Below are 14,559 nucleotides of genomic sequence, written 5' to 3'. Positions count from 1 at the left end.
GGGCTTAAGTTTATGGTAAAAAAAGAAGCTACAATTAACGCTGTTAATGGCTTGCATGTTAGACCGGCATCAACGTTTGTCAAAAAAGCTAAGGAGTATGCTAGTGATATAACTATTGAAGCTGATGGAAAATCTGTTAGTGGAAAAAGTTTATTTCGATTACAAACTCTAGAATTATCTTCTGGTAAGAAGCTTGTGGTTTGTGCTGATGGTGATGATGAAGAAAAGGCTGTTACTGAACTTGTTGAGCTCATTGAATCTTTTAAAGAATAGGTATGGAAGGTTTATATGACTTTATCGGGGAAAAGAATATCTAAAGGGATAGGTGTAGGAGAGGCTCTTTTTATTAAAAAGGATTTTGATAAATTTATTGATAAATCAAAAATTGCTTCTTTACAAATTGATGATGAGATAAAAAAATTTAATGATGCTAAATCAAAAGCTATATCTGCACTTAGAGAGCTTACAAAGAAGGCTGTGGATCAATTTGGTGTTGATAAGGAAGGCATTTTTGAAGGACAGATATTAGTGATTGAGGATGATGAATTTTCTGATTCTGTTACAAATTTTATTAAGAATGAAAATTATTGTGCTGCTTATGCTGTTTATCTGTCTTTTAAAGAATTAATTGCGAGTGTAGAAGAATATACAGATTCTTATTTAAAAGAGAGAGCTTCTGATTTTAAAGATATTAGAAATAGGCTTATTTCAAATATTTTAGATCAGGTGACTGATCTCTCTGAGGTTAAAAGAGATGTGGTTCTGATTACTGAAGAATTAACACCTTCTGATACAATGCAGGTTGATTTAAGTTATGTTAAGGGATTTGTGACTACAGTTGGTGGTGAGACTTCTCATGCTGCTATTTTGGCAAGGACAATGGGACTTCCTGCTCTTGTGATGACACCTTTGGATATTGCTAAAATTAAAGAAGGTGAACAGTTGATAATTGATGGATTGTCTTCAATAATTATTGGTGATCCTTCATCAAGTGAACTAGATAAATATGCACATAAGATATTAGAGTATAATGAGTATGAGAGAGAGCTTTTCGCATTAAAAAACCAAGATGCAAAGACAAAAGACGGTATTAAGATATCTCTGAAGGCTAATATTGGAACTTCTACAGATATTTTTTATGTTAATAAATATGGGCTTGATGGTATAGGGCTTTTTAGGACAGAATTTTTATATATGGAATCTGTAAAGCCTCCAACAGAGGATGAACAGTTTGAGGCCTATAAGAGAGTTGTAGACACTATTGAAAAAAAAGGTGTTGTTACTATTCGTACTCTTGATATTGGAGGAGATAAGGAAATTCCATATTTTAAATTTCCAAAGGAAGATAATCCTTTTCTAGGATATCGTGCTCTTAGGATGTATATGGACTATGAGGATTTAATACAAAGTCAATTTAATGCGATTTTTAGGGCTAGTCATTATGGCAAAATAAGAATCATGGTTCCTATGCTTACTAGATATGAGGAACTTGATATAGTTAATTATTTTGTAAATAAAGCTAAAACAAATTTAAAGTCTAGGAATTTACCTTTTGATGAAAATTTGGAAGTCGGGTGTATGATAGAAGTTCCTTCAGCTGCTTTAATGGCATCTGACTTTGCTGACAGATTGGATTTTTTTAGTATTGGTACTAATGATTTAACCCAATATACTTTGGCTGTGGATCGGGGTAATCAAAAGATATCAAATTTATACGATAAATATAATCCTGCTGTATTAAGGCTGATTAAAAATGTTCTTGATGCTGGTAATAATTTTGACATTGATGTTTCTGTTTGTGGTGAGCTTGGGGGAGATGAGGCTGGAGCTTTAATTCTTATTGGGCTTGGAGTTAGATCTTTAAGTATGGTTCCTAGTGCTTCACTTAGAATTAAGTATTTGCTAAGCAAATATACAATGTCTGACTTAAGTGAATTGGCAAGTAAAGTTTTAAATAGTAAGTCAGAATCAGAGACTTTAAAATTTTTAGATAAATATATAGGAGATTAGTATATGGGTTTTTTGGGTTTTTTTAAAAAGTCTGCTACTTTGGATTTAATAGCGCCTGTTAGTGGAAAAGTTGTGTCAATTGATAAAGTTCCAGATGAAGCTTTTGCTGAGAAGATAGTTGGCGATGGAATTGCAATTATGCCAACTGGAAGTGAATTAGTTGCGCCTTGTGATGGAAATATTGGTAAAATTTTTAAAACCAATCATGCTTTTAGCCTTGAAACTAAAGAGGGTATTGAAATTTTTGTGCATTTTGGTATTAATACTCTTAATTTGAATGGTAAGGGTTTTACAAGAGTCGCCGAGGAGGGTATGAGCGTCAAGCAAGGTGATGTTATTATTAGACTGGACCTTGAGTATTTAAAGGCTCATGCAGAGTCAGTAGTTACGCCTGTTGTTATTGCAAATTCTGATGAAGTTTCAAGCATTGAGTATGTGTTTGGGAAGCTTGATGATGGCTCTGAATATATTGTACCTTCTTCTACTACTTTAACAGAAGACATTAAAACTAAGATATCTCAGACTAAACCTGTTGAGGTGGGCAAAGATTTGGTTCTTAGAGTTAAAAAATAAGTTCGCAAGCATAAGTTTGCGAACTTACTTTCATTATATGTTTTGTTCTAACATTTCATTTATTATGTTTATAAATTGACGTGGGTTTTTGCTTTGTAGACCTGAAGTTATCATTGCTTCTTCAAAAAGAATAATGCTTATTTTTTCCAAGTTTGCATCATCTAGATTTTTTAAATTTTGAATTATTTTATTGTTTGGATTGAGTTCAAGAATAGGTTTTATTTCTTTAACCTCTTGTCCCATTGATATCATAATTCTTTGCATTTGATAAGTGGGGTCAGCACTATCAATGATTATTGCTGATGGTTCTTGTGTTAATGTTGCTGATAGTGACACATCTTTGACATTATTTTCAAGTATTTTTTTTACTTTAAGTAGGATGTCTTTGAATTCTTCTTCCATTTGTTTGAAATTTTCATCTTTTAGTTCGTCACTTGTTTCGTTTTTATTGATTGCTTTTAACTTTATACCATCATATTCTGTGATGAAATTTAAAATTGCCTCATCAAGTTCATCATCCATAATGAGAGTTTCGTATCCCCTTTCTTTGTAAGCAGTTACAATTGGATTAATTTTGAGTATATTTTCTCTTCCTCCAGTTATATAGTATATGCTTTTTTGTTCCTCAGGCATTCTCTCTTTGTATTCTCTTAAAGATACAAGTCCATCTACGTGAGAAGATTTAAATCTAATTAGGGATATAAGTTTGCTTCTGTTATCAAAGTCAGAATAAACCCCTTCTTTTAAACATCTTCCAAATTCTTTGGAAAATTCATTGAATTTAGAATTATCTGCCTCACTTAACTTTTCAAGTTCACTAAGTATTTTTTTTACAGAAGATGTCTTTATTTTGGCCAATATTTTGTTTTGCTGTAAAATTTCTCTACTTACGTTTAGGGGCAAGTCTTGACAATCTATTATTCCCTTTATGAATCTTAAGTAATTTGGAAGTAAACTGTCTGCAGAATCTGTGATAAAAATTCTGTTTATGAATAATTTTACACCAGGTTTAGTATTTGGGTAGTACAGATCATAGGGGGCTTTGCTTGGAACATAAAAGAGATTTGTATATTCAATATTTCCCTCTGCTTTTGTATGAATATGAATTAATGGATTTTCATAATCAAAGGTTAGATTTTTATAAAATTCATTGTATTCTTCATCAGTTATTTCATTTTTATTTTTTATCCAAATTGCTGTTGTATCATTTAATTTATCTTCCTTTTCTTCAAATCCTTCTTGTTTTCCATCCTTCATCAAGGGTTCTTTGTACTTGATGAAGATAGGATAACTTATGTGATTTGAATATTTTTTGATAATCTCTTGAATTTTCCATTTGTTGGTATACTCAATTCCTTCTTCGTTAAGATAAAGGGTTATTTCAGTTCCATATTCATCTTTTTCTGTTTTATTTATTTCATATCCTGTTTTTCCGTCACTAGACCAGAGATAGGCAGTGTCTTCCAATGTTTTTTTTGTTACAAGTTCAACTTTGTCAGCGACAATAAAAGCACTGTAAAATCCAACTCCAAACTGCCCAATTAAGCTTGCAGCATTTTTTTCATCTTTTTTTAGGTTATTTATAAATTCTTTAGTTCCTGATTTTGCAATTGTACCAAGATGATTAATCAGGTCTTCTCTGTTCATTCCAATACCATTGTCTTTTATTTTAATGAGTTTTTCGTCAAAGCTTATTTCTATTTTTGGATCTAGTTTGATATCCTTGAATTTTTCGTTTGTTAAGTTTAAAAATTTAAGCTTATCAATGGCATCAGAGGCATTTGATATTAATTCTCGTAAAAATATTTCTTTATGAGAATAAAGAGAATGTATGATTAAATAAAGTAAATCATTAACCTCTGTATCAAATTGTTTTTTCATATAATTCTCCTATCTTGCATTTGTTTTAATCTTTACTTTTTTTATAATATAACATAATCTAAAAATAATGAATAAAGTAAATTTGTCTGTAATAAAAAAATTAGGGTAGAGGATAGTGCAATGGATATTGGTGTTTATGGGCTAGGAGTTATGGGGAGTAATTTGGCGTTAAATATTGCTGATAGCGGTTTTAATGTTTCTGTTTATAATAGAGATAATGATAGGACAGAAGTTTTCCTTGTAAACAATGTTCATAAAAAGATTAATGGATTTAAAAATATTGAGGATTTTATTGGAAGCTTAAAAAAACCTAGAAAGATCATTTTAATGATATCAAATTCAGCTGTTGATGAAGTCATTGAACAAATTTTACCTTTAGTTGAAAAATTCGATATTATTATTGATGGTGGAAATTCTCATTATAAAGATACAATAAAAAGAGAGAAAAAATTATCTTCTAAGGATATTTATTTTGTTGGACTTGGAATTTCAGGTGGTGAAAAAGGTGCAAGATTTGGACCTTCGTTGATGTATGGTGGGAACAAAAAAGCTTATGGATTAATTGAGCCTATTTTAAATAAAGTAGCTGCTAAAACAAGTATGGGAGATATTTGTTCTGCTTATGTTGGTGAGAGTGGAGCTGGACATTATGTAAAGATGGTTCACAATGGAATTGAATATGCAGATATGCAACTCATTGGTGAAGCATATTTTTTTATGAAGAGAGCTTTTAATTTAGATAATTTAAAAATTTCCGAAGTATTTGACAAGTGGGGAGAAGGTGATCTCTCTAGTTATTTAATAGAAATAACATCTAAAATTTTAAAATATAAGGAAAATAATGAATATTTACTTGATAAAATTTTAGATGTTGCAAATCAAAAAGGTACTGGGAAGTGGGTATCAATTGAAGCTTTGCAATTAAATGTGCCAGCGAATTTAATTTTTGAGTCTGTGTTTGCTAGGTTTTTGTCGGGATTAAAACATGAACGAGTAATTGCTAGTGATATTCTTAAAATGGACGTGGATTCTGTTGCATTTGATTTGAGTGATTGGATTTTAGACCTCTATTATGCTCTTTTAGTGTCCAAAATACTAGCTTATGCTCAGGGCTTTATGATGCTTAAGAGTGCATCTGTTAATTATTCTTGGGACTTGAACTTGGGAAAGATTTCTTTGATTTGGAGAGAGGGTTGTATAATTAAAAGTGTTTTCTTGGATAAGATTAAATTGGCTTATGATAAGAATCCACATCTTATTAATTTAGTTTTTGATGATTATTTTTTAGATATAATAAGAAATCATCATAAGTCTTTAAGGCGAATAGTCTCAAAAGCCAGTGAAATTGGGATACCTTTGCCAGCATTTTATGCAAGTCTGTCTTTTTTAGATTCTTATTCTACTAATTATTTACCAGCCAATTTAATTCAGGCTCAAAGAGATTTCTTTGGTGCACATAATTTTGAAAGAATTGATTCAAATAGAGGTGAATTTTTCCATAGTACTTGGGAATGATTTGAGATTGGTGTTTAAATATAGTATTTAATGAATATTCCACCCATTATATTTGTTTTCAGTCCTGCATAGAGGTGGTGATATGCAATGGATTTTGCGTTTGATACAAATTCTATTGAAGGTGCTATTTTAAGACCTAATTCTATTTGTTCTGTTAAATCATAAAAAATAGCTATTGGAATTCTAAATCCAAATCCTATTTCCATGTTTATGAAATTTGATTTGTTAGATGATATGTGTATATTTCCCCCAATGCCTGTTCCAATAGATAATTTTTCTATTAATGGTATTGTTAATATTAGATCTAAGGTTGAGAGTACAAATACGTTAAAATCATATTTTTTTGATTTGAGTTTGCCTTCTGAGAGATTAATACCATTAGTTCCCCCATAACCTATTTCAAGATCTATAAATGGGAATGACATAATATAATTAAATATTGGGTTTCCAATGCTTCCTCCAAATCCTATTTTTCTATCTGAATATGAGCTTTTTCCAGATGCACTGACCCATATGTTTATTGTTAGTATTGCTATTAGCACTAATTTCTGCATTAAATCTCCAATAATTAATGTTTCTATATCATTATATTTTATTTTTAATGATTAATAATATTTTATAGGATGAATTTTGTTGATTTAATTTTTATTTAAAATTTGAAATGTTTATAATTCTGTTTATTTTTATGCAAGCCAAAGTCTCATACCAAGCCCAGCAAATGCTTCCCATTTTTGTTTTGGATTGCCACCACCAATACCCCAAATATTGATACCCGGTCCTGTTTTTAAGAATATGTCAAAATTTTTTTTGATAATTGGTAAATTTAGGGTGAGCGATATTCTAATTCCTATGTTTGTCGAATTATACGTTTTGCGGGTATTTTGCCATTCAGGTATCCACCATAACCCATAAATTCCGATCCCTAGTGAAGCATCTATCGCTTTAGATTGTTCTGACGAATCTGATGAGAGTGCAGTGAACTCTAGGGAAGCAAATAATGTATTGAAATTGTTGAATAAATTTTTTAATCCGTTATAAATTCCAATTTCTATTGTGATGTTTTTACCTAAAACCAGTTGAAATGCGTTTGATAATGGACCTAGTATTCCAATTCCGAAATAACCTTTATTTGTGTGAGACTCTTTTGCTGAAACATTAAAGTAGTTTATTAGTAGTAAGATTAAGATTGTTTTTTTCATGTACTGATAAATCCTCTTATTTTTAAGTATATACCCGATTGTTTTCAAAGAGAAGTAGTATTATGAATTGTCATATTTAAAAATTTTAGTAGGTTGAATATTTATGCTTTGTGAGTGTTTTGTTAAATATTGTTATAGAGATCAATAATCTTCATAATTTCAGTTTAGTTTTAAGTTGTGCAATGAAATTTGTTGTTGATGATTTTTAATATACATATTATTTGAATCGTTTATGACTTTGGGATAATAGCAGTTTTTTGGGAGTAGGGTCATTTGATGTTTTTAAGCATATGTTGAAATTTTATTTTGATATTTTACTTAATTTGTCAAAGGAAATACTTAAGTACTTCTCTTGATGTGATAATCAGTTATTTTTATGCAAACCAAAGTCTCATACCAAGTCCGGCAAATATTTCCCATCTAAATCCAACTCCTCTACTCCAAATATTTAATCCAAGACCAGGTGCTACTTTTAAGAATATATCAAATTTTTTTCTGGCTATTGCAAGATTTATGATCAGTGGTAATCTTGCTCCTAAGCTCATTGGTCCACTATTTATTTTATTGTTGCTCCATCTTGATAACCATATTGTTCCATACCCGCCGCCTCCAACAGCAAAGTCTAGCATGTTGTCTGCTTCTTCAAGAGTATGTGTGTAAAAGATGTAGTCTATTGCAAGGAATAAAGTTTGCCAATCCTTAAAAAAGTTGTTTGTCCCACTGTAGGAACCTAAGTCTATGTCAAAATTTCCAATATTGAATTCTAATGCAATTGGAAATGGCAGTAAAATTCCCATACCAAATTTGTTTCTTGCTTTTGATGTTGAATTTGCAAAAGCAGATATTGATACTAACATAAGCATTAAAGCAAGCATGCTCTTTTTTTTCATAAGTTTTTTTCCTTTATTATAAAATTTAATATAAATTTTAATTCTGGATTGATGTAATTCAATAGGTTTACAATAAAGAGAAAGTGTTTCTTATTATTTATTGTTTATCCAATTGTTGTCTATACTCAAGTCATCCTTTTATGGGATAATTGTTATTATTTGACTAATAAGAGTAAATTTTAGGTTTAGTAATTTATTACCATTGTGAAAGTTTGATTATGTTTTTGCTTAGATTATTTCAAATGTTCTTTTGTGAGTATTGTTTATAGAAACCAAGTTATCAGGTATTATTATTTTTAGTAACTTACCAGTGATGAACATTTATATTTTTATTTATATTATGTATTATGTTTGAACATTGTTTTATATTTGTTTAGTATTTAAATTTTTGATTTATAATTGATACATGAGAATATATGAGATATGTGAATTTTGAATAAGACTTATGGAGTATTCTATTTGTATTATTAGTTATATTATTAAGAGGCATTTATGGAATTAGAAACCGATTTACAGGGTACATTAAATCAGTATCTTTTGTTTAGTTTAGATGAGCTTTATGCGATTGAAATTAAATATGTTGTTGAAGTCTTAGAGTATACTAAAATCTCAAAAATACCAAGAACTCCTGATTATATGGCAGGGATAATCAATAATAGAGGAAAAATAGTTCCAGTAATTGATATTAGAAAGCAATTTGGTATGCAGGATCGTAGAGTTAGTGATGATGGGCTTAAGAAAAAAGACGTTAATATTTCAAATATCATCATATTAAATTTGATATATGAAGGTGATGAATTGAATCTTGGAATTTTGGTAGATTATGTTAATGAGGTTCTTGAGCTAAGTTTATCTGATATTGATGAGGCTCCAAAGATTGGTACGAGATTTAATTCGAGGTTTATATCTGGAATTGGTAAGCGTAATAATAAATTTATTATTATTCTTGATGTAGAGAATCTGTTTGATATTAAAGAACTTGCCAGTTTTAAAAACACTACAATATATGATCCTGATTGTGATCAATAGGAGTTTTACGTGTTATGATTTATAATCCAGAAGGAGAACTTGTAGTAAACAACATCTTTAAAGTTAAAGAAGATCTTTTAAATATTTTTAAAGAGATGAAAGAAAAAGAGACTCTTGTAATGAATCTTTCAAATGTAGAGAAAATAGATGTTACTTTTATACAAATTTTGTATGCTTCCAATAAATATGCTAAAGATAGAAACTTATTTATAAAGATAGAATATCCATCGGATGAGGTTTTAAGTTTATTGATATATGGTGGATTTTTAAATGATATTGAAGATATTGATCACTTAGATTTAGGCCTTAGTTTAATTGAATTTTAGTTTTATGTATTTAAGGGCAATTTATGAATAGTAGTGATATGATAGATAAATTTAAAGATTCTTTTAAAGAGGAGTCTATAGAAAATATTTCAGATATTGAGCATGCACTTCTTAATATTGAGTTTGAATCAGGAAGAGAGGTTATCAATTCTATTTTTAGAAATTTTCATACAATTAAAGGTAGTGCAGGAATGTTTGGTTTTAATTTAACAGCTTCTCTTGTGCATGAAATAGAAACTGTTCTTGATCCTATAAAGGAAGGTTCTGATGAATTTAATCAGGATACTGTTGATGCTACTTTAATGGCAGTTGATTTTATTCGTGAACTAATTGAAGGAGATGAGGCTATTGATGAGAGTGCATATAAAAATCGTGAAAAAATTCTGATAGATACAATCAAAAAAGGATTTAGACTGGGTGTTTATGTCGGGTTAAATACTGATTCAGTTTTAAGTTCTACTGAGGAAGATCGGATAAGTTTATCTAATGATTTGGATTCACAAGGAGTTCTCTTGGATTCATCTTTGGAGCAAGGTAAATTTGAAGATGAAGCTTTAAATGTTGAGACTAAAATTTATAAAATTCTTTTCTCGCCTTCAAGGGGGATTTTATTTCATGGTCATAAACCTATCAATTTTTTAAAAAAATTATTAGATTTAGGAAATGGACAAGTTAGGGCTAGGGTGAAAAACATTCCTGACTTGGAATTAATGTCTCCTGATAATGTTTATGTTGAGTGGGAAGTCAAGCTAGAGACAGAAGAGAGTAAAAGTTCTATAGAAGATATTTTTATATTTTTGGATGGACAGTCAAAATTTGTTGTTGAAGAAGTTGATTCATCTTATGATATACCTGAAGCCTTTGAGCTTGATTCCTTAGTAAATAATTTAGATAAAGGTGTTGATGAAGTCTGCTCTAAAGAAAAACAGAATTCGTCAAAAACAGAAGAGATATGTAGTAAAACGGCTCTTAAGGGTGGAGCTAGTTTTAATGATGATACTGCTAAGAGTAAAGTAAACATTGCAAGTATTAAGGTTGATTCAAAAAAATTGGATCATTTGGTCAATCTTGTTGGTGAACTTGTTACGATTCAGTCTAAGCTTGCAAAAGAAGCTGAGAGTAGTAATAATAATATTTTAAATTCAATTTCAGCTGAATTTTCTTTACTTATTAATGAGCTTAGAGATTATACTACAGGACTTAGAACAGTTCCTATTGAGATTTTATTTGTAAAATTTCAAAGAATAGTTAAAGATTTATCTGCTCAGCTTGGCAAATCAATTCGTTATCATGCACAAGGTGGTGATACTGTTCTTGATAAAAGTATTATTGAAAGATTAAATGAACCTTTAGTGCATTTAATAAGGAATGCAATTGATCATGGCATTGAACCGTCCGAAGAGAGAATAGAGGCAGGAAAAGATCCGCAAGGTGTCATTAAGCTTTCTGCGCATCAATCAGGTGATTCTGTGATTATTATTATTGAAGATGATGGTAGAGGACTTAATAAGCATAAAATAATTAAGAGAGCTATAGAGAGATATATAATATCGGAGACTGTTTCAAGAACTTTATCAGATGTGGATATTTATAATTTAATTTTTGAACCAGGATTTTCAACAGCTGATGTTGTGACAAATGTATCAGGGCGTGGTGTTGGAATGGATGTTGTTAAAAAACAGGTAGAGTCTCTTAGAGGAAATGTGATTCTTGAGAGTGAATTTGGCAAATATACTCGCATAAAGTTAATTTTTCCTTTGACTTTGGCAATTATTGAAGGGTGGCTTGTTAGAGTAAAAGATGAACATTTTATTGTGCCTCTCTCTAGTGTTGAGTCTTGTCTTGAAGCTGATAAATTAATTTCTAAGGTGTATGGGTTTGAAAGTAATAGTAATGTTATGAGTTATAGAGGAAGCATGATTAGCTTTATACGTTTGCGAGAGTTTTTTGAAATATCTGATGAAAAGAGTGATAGTGAGCATGTTGTTGTTGTTAATACAAATAGTGGTAAAATAGGAATTGTGGTGGATGAGGTATTAGGACAATATCAGACCGTTATAAAAACTTTAGGTAAAATTTATTCTAAAGTAGAAGGGGTTTCTGGAGCTACAATACTTGGAGATGGTAGTCTAGCATTAGTAGTTGATATTGATACAATAACTAAGGTTATAAGGTAATATTCTTTAACATAATATATTTGGGCTTTTATAATGAAAATATTGATAATTGATATTCAAGGTCTGATAAGACAGGTTTTTGTTAGGACTTTTTCTAGGGATGTGAATGTTGAAATATTAAATCCAGGTTCTAATTCTTTAAACCTTATTAATGTTTTTTTACAAAAATTCCCCGATTTGGTTATTGTTGATGAAAATGCTGCCAAGTCTCATTTTGGGAATGCGCTTAGTAATGTTCTTAATAATATTTCACTTCCTGTTATTTTTATAGCAGAAGATGAAGTTTATCCAAAATTTGGTTTTCTTGAATCTAAGAGAGATAAAATTAAACTAATAATAAATAAACTTAACTTTAAACTTACAGTTAATTTATTTAGAAGTGATTATTTGGATTTAATAAAATCTGAGATCAAGAAACTGGCTGGTAATAAATTTATTGCTTCTTTTGAGACTAAGAGAATAAAAGCCCCTGATTCTTTTGTTAAGTTTGAGAGTAAAAAATCTGAAGGCAGTATTTCTGGTATAACAAAAAGCTATAAAGTTGCCGATGTTATTAATGTTGCTCCTAAGAATGATCCAGATGTTATTCTGAAATATCAAGGTGTTATTAATAAAAATAAAACCGGAAAAGTTATTTTTGTTGGTTCTTCAACTGGTGGTACTGAGGCTTTAAGAGTATTTTTAAAGTTTTTTAAAAGAGACTCTCCCCCAATTGTTATTGTTCAGCATATGCCAGGGGGTTTTACAACATCTTTTGCAAAGAGTTTGAATAATGAGCTTGAAATTGATGTAAAAGAGGCTGAAGATGGAGATATTTTAAGGCCTGGTCTTGTAATAATTGCCAATGGTCATTATCATTTAATTGTGAAGTATGCTAATGGGAACTATTTTGTTAATTTGTTAGATGGTCCTTTAGTTAGTAGACATAAGCCTTCTGTTAATGTTTTGTTTCGTTCTGCTGCTATGTATGCAGGGGAAAATGCTATTGGAGTTATGCTTACGGGAATGGGAGATGATGGTGCTTGTTGTATGCTTGAGATGAAGAGAAGTGGCGCATATAACATTGCTCAAGATCAGGTAACGTCTGTGGTATTTGGAATGCCTATGGAGGCAATAAAAATAGGTGCTGTAGATAAGGTTCTTCCTTTAAATAAAATATCTGAATATATTTTAAGGAGATCTTAATGGAAGATGATGTTAAATTTCTGGATATTGATCCGCATATTAATAAATTATTTGTTGAACTTGAGGTTTTTGATAGTCATTCAAGGCAAGTTTATGCCAGTTTAAGTAAATCAATTCCTAAATTAATAGAAAAACTTTCTAAAGATATTAAAGATTTATCTTTTAATATTGGGTTTATTTCTAATCTTGATATTGATAATGATTATTCTTTGAATAACTTTATCTCTAAAGTAATAAGGGTATTGAATGATTTTGTATCTTATTTTAATTCTTCAACCGAATTGCTTGAAGTACAGTTTAGCGTTATAAGAGATAAGGTTAAAGATATAGAGATTCTTGAAGATGTAATTGAAAAGATGAAGAAAAGTTCTATTGATATGGAAATAATGTCGATTAATACATTGACTGTTGCTATGAGGGCTGGGAGAGCAGGAGGTGCTTTTTCTTATATTACAAATGAGATTAAGACTTTAACTCAATCTATGATTAAGCAAGCAGACCAGCTAACTAGTAGGGGTAGAGATATTAAAGTTGGACTTGATCGTGCTAAGGATCAGGTGCTTGAAAATAATACGGCTGAGAATAAAATTCTTGAGGAATTTAAAGATAATTTGATTAAAAATATAGATGAGTTTTCAGGGGGTATTGGCGAAGTTATTGCTTTTTATGATAATGTATTAAGTATACTTAGTGAGTTTAAATTTAAGTTTGTAAATGCTGTATCTTATCTCCAGTTTCAAGATAGGCTTACTCAGTCTTTGTATCATCTAAATATTATGTATTCAAGCATTGATGTTTTTAAGTTTAGAGATATAAGTGAGGTTCAAAAGTTAAAAGTCTTATCTGTTTTTACAAATTCATCCAGAATGATAGTTGAAGATGTTATTGCTAAGTTGGATGAAAATTTGATGGCTTTTGAAGAATTTATTGACACATCGATTTCTTCTATGCAGGTCATTAATGATTTAAAGTCAGATAATTCTTCATATATTGATATTTCAAGATCAGTTGAATCTTTTTCCGTGATTTTATCGAATTTACTTAAAAGGATTGATGATGTTGAAAAAAATAATTCTAATTTTTTAAATCTTTATTATGAACAGATTAAGCTTGTTAAATCTTTGGAATTAATGTTTTCGAATATTTCAGCTATCTCTTCTAGGTTTCAAAATATTAATATAGCTTCCAAAATAGAGGTTGTAAAGAGAGTTGAACTTGATGATATGGAAGGTAATATTTCTGAAATGTCAAAAATTATTAGTGATATTGAGCTAAATATTACCAAAGGACGAGAGTTTTTGTCCCAAATAATATTTTTCTTTGAAAAAGTTGTGAAAGATTGTGATAATAGATTTTATCTTGAGAGAAATTATTTTAACAAATTTAAAAAGCTTTTTATGGAAATAAAGAATAATATTTTTGAGATAAAAAAGATTGCTCTTGATCAGGTATTATCCTATGAAATCTTTCCAGTTGATTTTTTAGAAATATTTGAAGAAGTAAAGTTAGGTATTCATAATATTAAGAATTTGAGAATGGATCTTTTAAATCTTGAAAAGACTTTAATGGAAATGGACAATGATATTAATAGTACTCTTGATTTAGAGTTATTGAAAAATGGTCTTAAGTGTGTTGAAATTGAAGATAAAGAATTTATTCGCAGAATTGCTAATAGGTTTACTTTGTTTGTTCATAAAAAATATTTATTGTCTCTTATCGAGGATGAAAAGGACGTTCATTCATTTGATGAGGGTAGTGTAATTTTATTCTAACT

12 protein-coding genes and 2 pseudogenes are annotated in these 14,559 nt (G+C 29.8%); 10 read left to right on the top strand and 4 right to left on the bottom strand.

The genetic code is table 11. The features are described 5' to 3' along the window. Nucleotides 1-12 precede the first annotated feature (12 nt). From R5397_RS01585 to crr, 3 genes are read left to right on the top strand one after another with little or no spacing between them, the layout of a single operon-like run. Nucleotides 13-273, top strand: a complete 261-nt coding sequence (locus R5397_RS01585; RefSeq protein WP_011772499.1) for an HPr family phosphocarrier protein — start codon at nucleotides 13-15, stop codon at nucleotides 271-273. Between the two features lie 15 nt (nucleotides 274-288). After that, nucleotides 289-2,010 (top strand): phosphoenolpyruvate--protein phosphotransferase, encoded by a 1,722-nt coding sequence (gene ptsP / locus R5397_RS01580; RefSeq protein ID WP_421622661.1) that lies wholly within the window; start codon nucleotides 289-291, stop codon nucleotides 2,008-2,010. 3 nt (nucleotides 2,011-2,013) lie between these two features. Then, nucleotides 2,014-2,583 carry a PTS glucose transporter subunit IIA gene (gene crr / locus R5397_RS01575; protein ID WP_421622660.1) on the top strand — a complete coding sequence of 190 codons (570 nt, stop codon included), beginning with the start codon at nucleotides 2,014-2,016 and terminating at the stop codon, nucleotides 2,581-2,583. 33 nt (nucleotides 2,584-2,616) lie between these two features. Here the strand turns inward: crr and htpG are convergent, their stop codons facing one another. Continuing rightward, entirely contained in the window at nucleotides 2,617-4,464 is a 1,848-nt protein-coding gene (gene htpG, locus R5397_RS01570) for a molecular chaperone HtpG (RefSeq protein ID WP_421622659.1), read from the bottom strand. A 120-nt stretch (nucleotides 4,465-4,584) separates the two neighbouring features. On the opposite strand from htpG, the gene gnd reads away from it, so the two are divergent. Continuing rightward, a complete protein-coding gene (gene gnd, locus R5397_RS01565) occupies nucleotides 4,585-5,979 on the top strand; it encodes a decarboxylating NADP(+)-dependent phosphogluconate dehydrogenase (RefSeq protein ID WP_421622658.1) in 1,395 nt (464 codons plus the stop codon). A 14-nt stretch (nucleotides 5,980-5,993) separates the two neighbouring features. On the opposite strand, the gene R5397_RS01560 is transcribed toward gnd, so the two are convergent. The 3 genes from R5397_RS01560 to R5397_RS01550 form a co-directional block, all read right to left on the bottom strand. Beyond that, the gene (locus tag R5397_RS01560) at nucleotides 5,994-6,533 is read right to left on the bottom strand and encodes a BAPKO_0422 family outer member beta-barrel protein (protein ID WP_247065699.1); all 540 of its coding nucleotides are present in this window, start codon (nucleotides 6,531-6,533) and stop codon (nucleotides 5,994-5,996) included. Nucleotides 6,534-6,662: 129 nt separating this feature from the next. Continuing rightward, on the bottom strand, nucleotides 6,663-7,178 hold the full coding sequence (locus tag R5397_RS01555) for a BAPKO_0422 family outer member beta-barrel protein (RefSeq protein ID WP_421622657.1): 516 nt from the start codon (nucleotides 7,176-7,178) through the stop codon (nucleotides 6,663-6,665). A 374-nt stretch (nucleotides 7,179-7,552) separates the two neighbouring features. Continuing rightward, the gene (locus R5397_RS01550; RefSeq protein ID WP_421622656.1) at nucleotides 7,553-8,068 is read right to left on the bottom strand and encodes a DUF3996 domain-containing protein; all 516 of its coding nucleotides are present in this window, start codon (nucleotides 8,066-8,068) and stop codon (nucleotides 7,553-7,555) included. A gap of 492 nt (nucleotides 8,069-8,560) precedes the next feature. Between R5397_RS01550 and R5397_RS01545 the strand changes: the two genes are divergently transcribed. The 6 genes and pseudogenes from R5397_RS01545 to R5397_RS01520 all read left to right on the top strand — a co-directional run bounded on the left by R5397_RS01545 (nucleotide 8,561) and on the right by R5397_RS01520 (nucleotide 14,557). Then, complete coding sequence (locus R5397_RS01545; protein WP_421622655.1) at nucleotides 8,561-9,097, top strand: chemotaxis protein CheW; 537 nt, start codon at nucleotides 8,561-8,563, stop codon at nucleotides 9,095-9,097. Nucleotides 9,098-9,111: 14 nt separating this feature from the next. Then, entirely contained in the window at nucleotides 9,112-9,423 is a 312-nt protein-coding gene (locus R5397_RS01540) for an STAS domain-containing protein (protein ID WP_421622654.1), read from the top strand. Nucleotides 9,424-9,446: 23 nt separating this feature from the next. Next, nucleotides 9,447-9,780 (top strand): annotated as a pseudogene (locus tag R5397_RS01535) (Hpt domain-containing protein); the annotation flags it as partial. Between the two features lie 179 nt (nucleotides 9,781-9,959). Next, a pseudogene (locus tag R5397_RS01530) lies at nucleotides 9,960-11,600 on the top strand (chemotaxis protein CheA); the annotation flags it as partial. Between the two features lie 33 nt (nucleotides 11,601-11,633). Continuing rightward, nucleotides 11,634-12,785 (top strand): CheB methylesterase domain-containing protein, encoded by a 1,152-nt coding sequence (locus R5397_RS01525; RefSeq protein ID WP_421622653.1) that lies wholly within the window; start codon nucleotides 11,634-11,636, stop codon nucleotides 12,783-12,785. Further along, a complete protein-coding gene (locus R5397_RS01520; RefSeq protein WP_421622652.1) occupies nucleotides 12,785-14,557 on the top strand; it encodes a hypothetical protein in 1,773 nt (590 codons plus the stop codon). Before R5397_RS01525 ends, R5397_RS01520 begins: the two co-directional genes overlap by 1 nt. Nucleotides 14,558-14,559 lie beyond the last annotated feature (2 nt).

This window comes from Borrelia sp. MN22-0132 (assembly GCF_049201035.1).
Taxonomy (GTDB): domain Bacteria; phylum Spirochaetota; class Spirochaetia; order Borreliales; family Borreliaceae; genus Borrelia; species Borrelia puertoricensis.
This window is presented reverse-complemented; position numbering and strand designations above follow the sequence as displayed.

Excerpts from the sequence above, each read along its gene's own strand:
- R5397_RS01555 (WP_421622657.1), bottom strand. The coding sequence starts at position 7,178 with ATGAAAAAAACAATCTTAATCTTACTACTAATAAACTACTTTAATGTT.
- gnd (WP_421622658.1), top strand. The coding sequence starts at position 4,585 with ATGGATATTGGTGTTTATGGGCTAGGAGTTATGGGGAGTAATTTGGCG.
- R5397_RS01550 (WP_421622656.1), bottom strand. The coding sequence starts at position 8,068 with ATGAAAAAAAAGAGCATGCTTGCTTTAATGCTTATGTTAGTATCAATA.
- R5397_RS01585 (WP_011772499.1), top strand. The coding sequence starts at position 13 with ATGGTAAAAAAAGAAGCTACAATTAACGCTGTTAATGGCTTGCATGTT.
- R5397_RS01525 (WP_421622653.1), top strand. The coding sequence starts at position 11,634 with ATGAAAATATTGATAATTGATATTCAAGGTCTGATAAGACAGGTTTTT.
- htpG (WP_421622659.1), bottom strand. The coding sequence starts at position 4,464 with ATGAAAAAACAATTTGATACAGAGGTTAATGATTTACTTTATTTAATC.
- R5397_RS01560 (WP_247065699.1), bottom strand. The coding sequence starts at position 6,533 with ATGCAGAAATTAGTGCTAATAGCAATACTAACAATAAACATATGGGTC.
- R5397_RS01520 (WP_421622652.1), top strand. The coding sequence starts at position 12,785 with ATGGAAGATGATGTTAAATTTCTGGATATTGATCCGCATATTAATAAA.
- R5397_RS01540 (WP_421622654.1), top strand. The coding sequence starts at position 9,112 with ATGATTTATAATCCAGAAGGAGAACTTGTAGTAAACAACATCTTTAAA.
- ptsP (WP_421622661.1), top strand. The coding sequence starts at position 289 with ATGACTTTATCGGGGAAAAGAATATCTAAAGGGATAGGTGTAGGAGAG.
- crr (WP_421622660.1), top strand. The coding sequence starts at position 2,014 with ATGGGTTTTTTGGGTTTTTTTAAAAAGTCTGCTACTTTGGATTTAATA.
- R5397_RS01545 (WP_421622655.1), top strand. The coding sequence starts at position 8,561 with ATGGAATTAGAAACCGATTTACAGGGTACATTAAATCAGTATCTTTTG.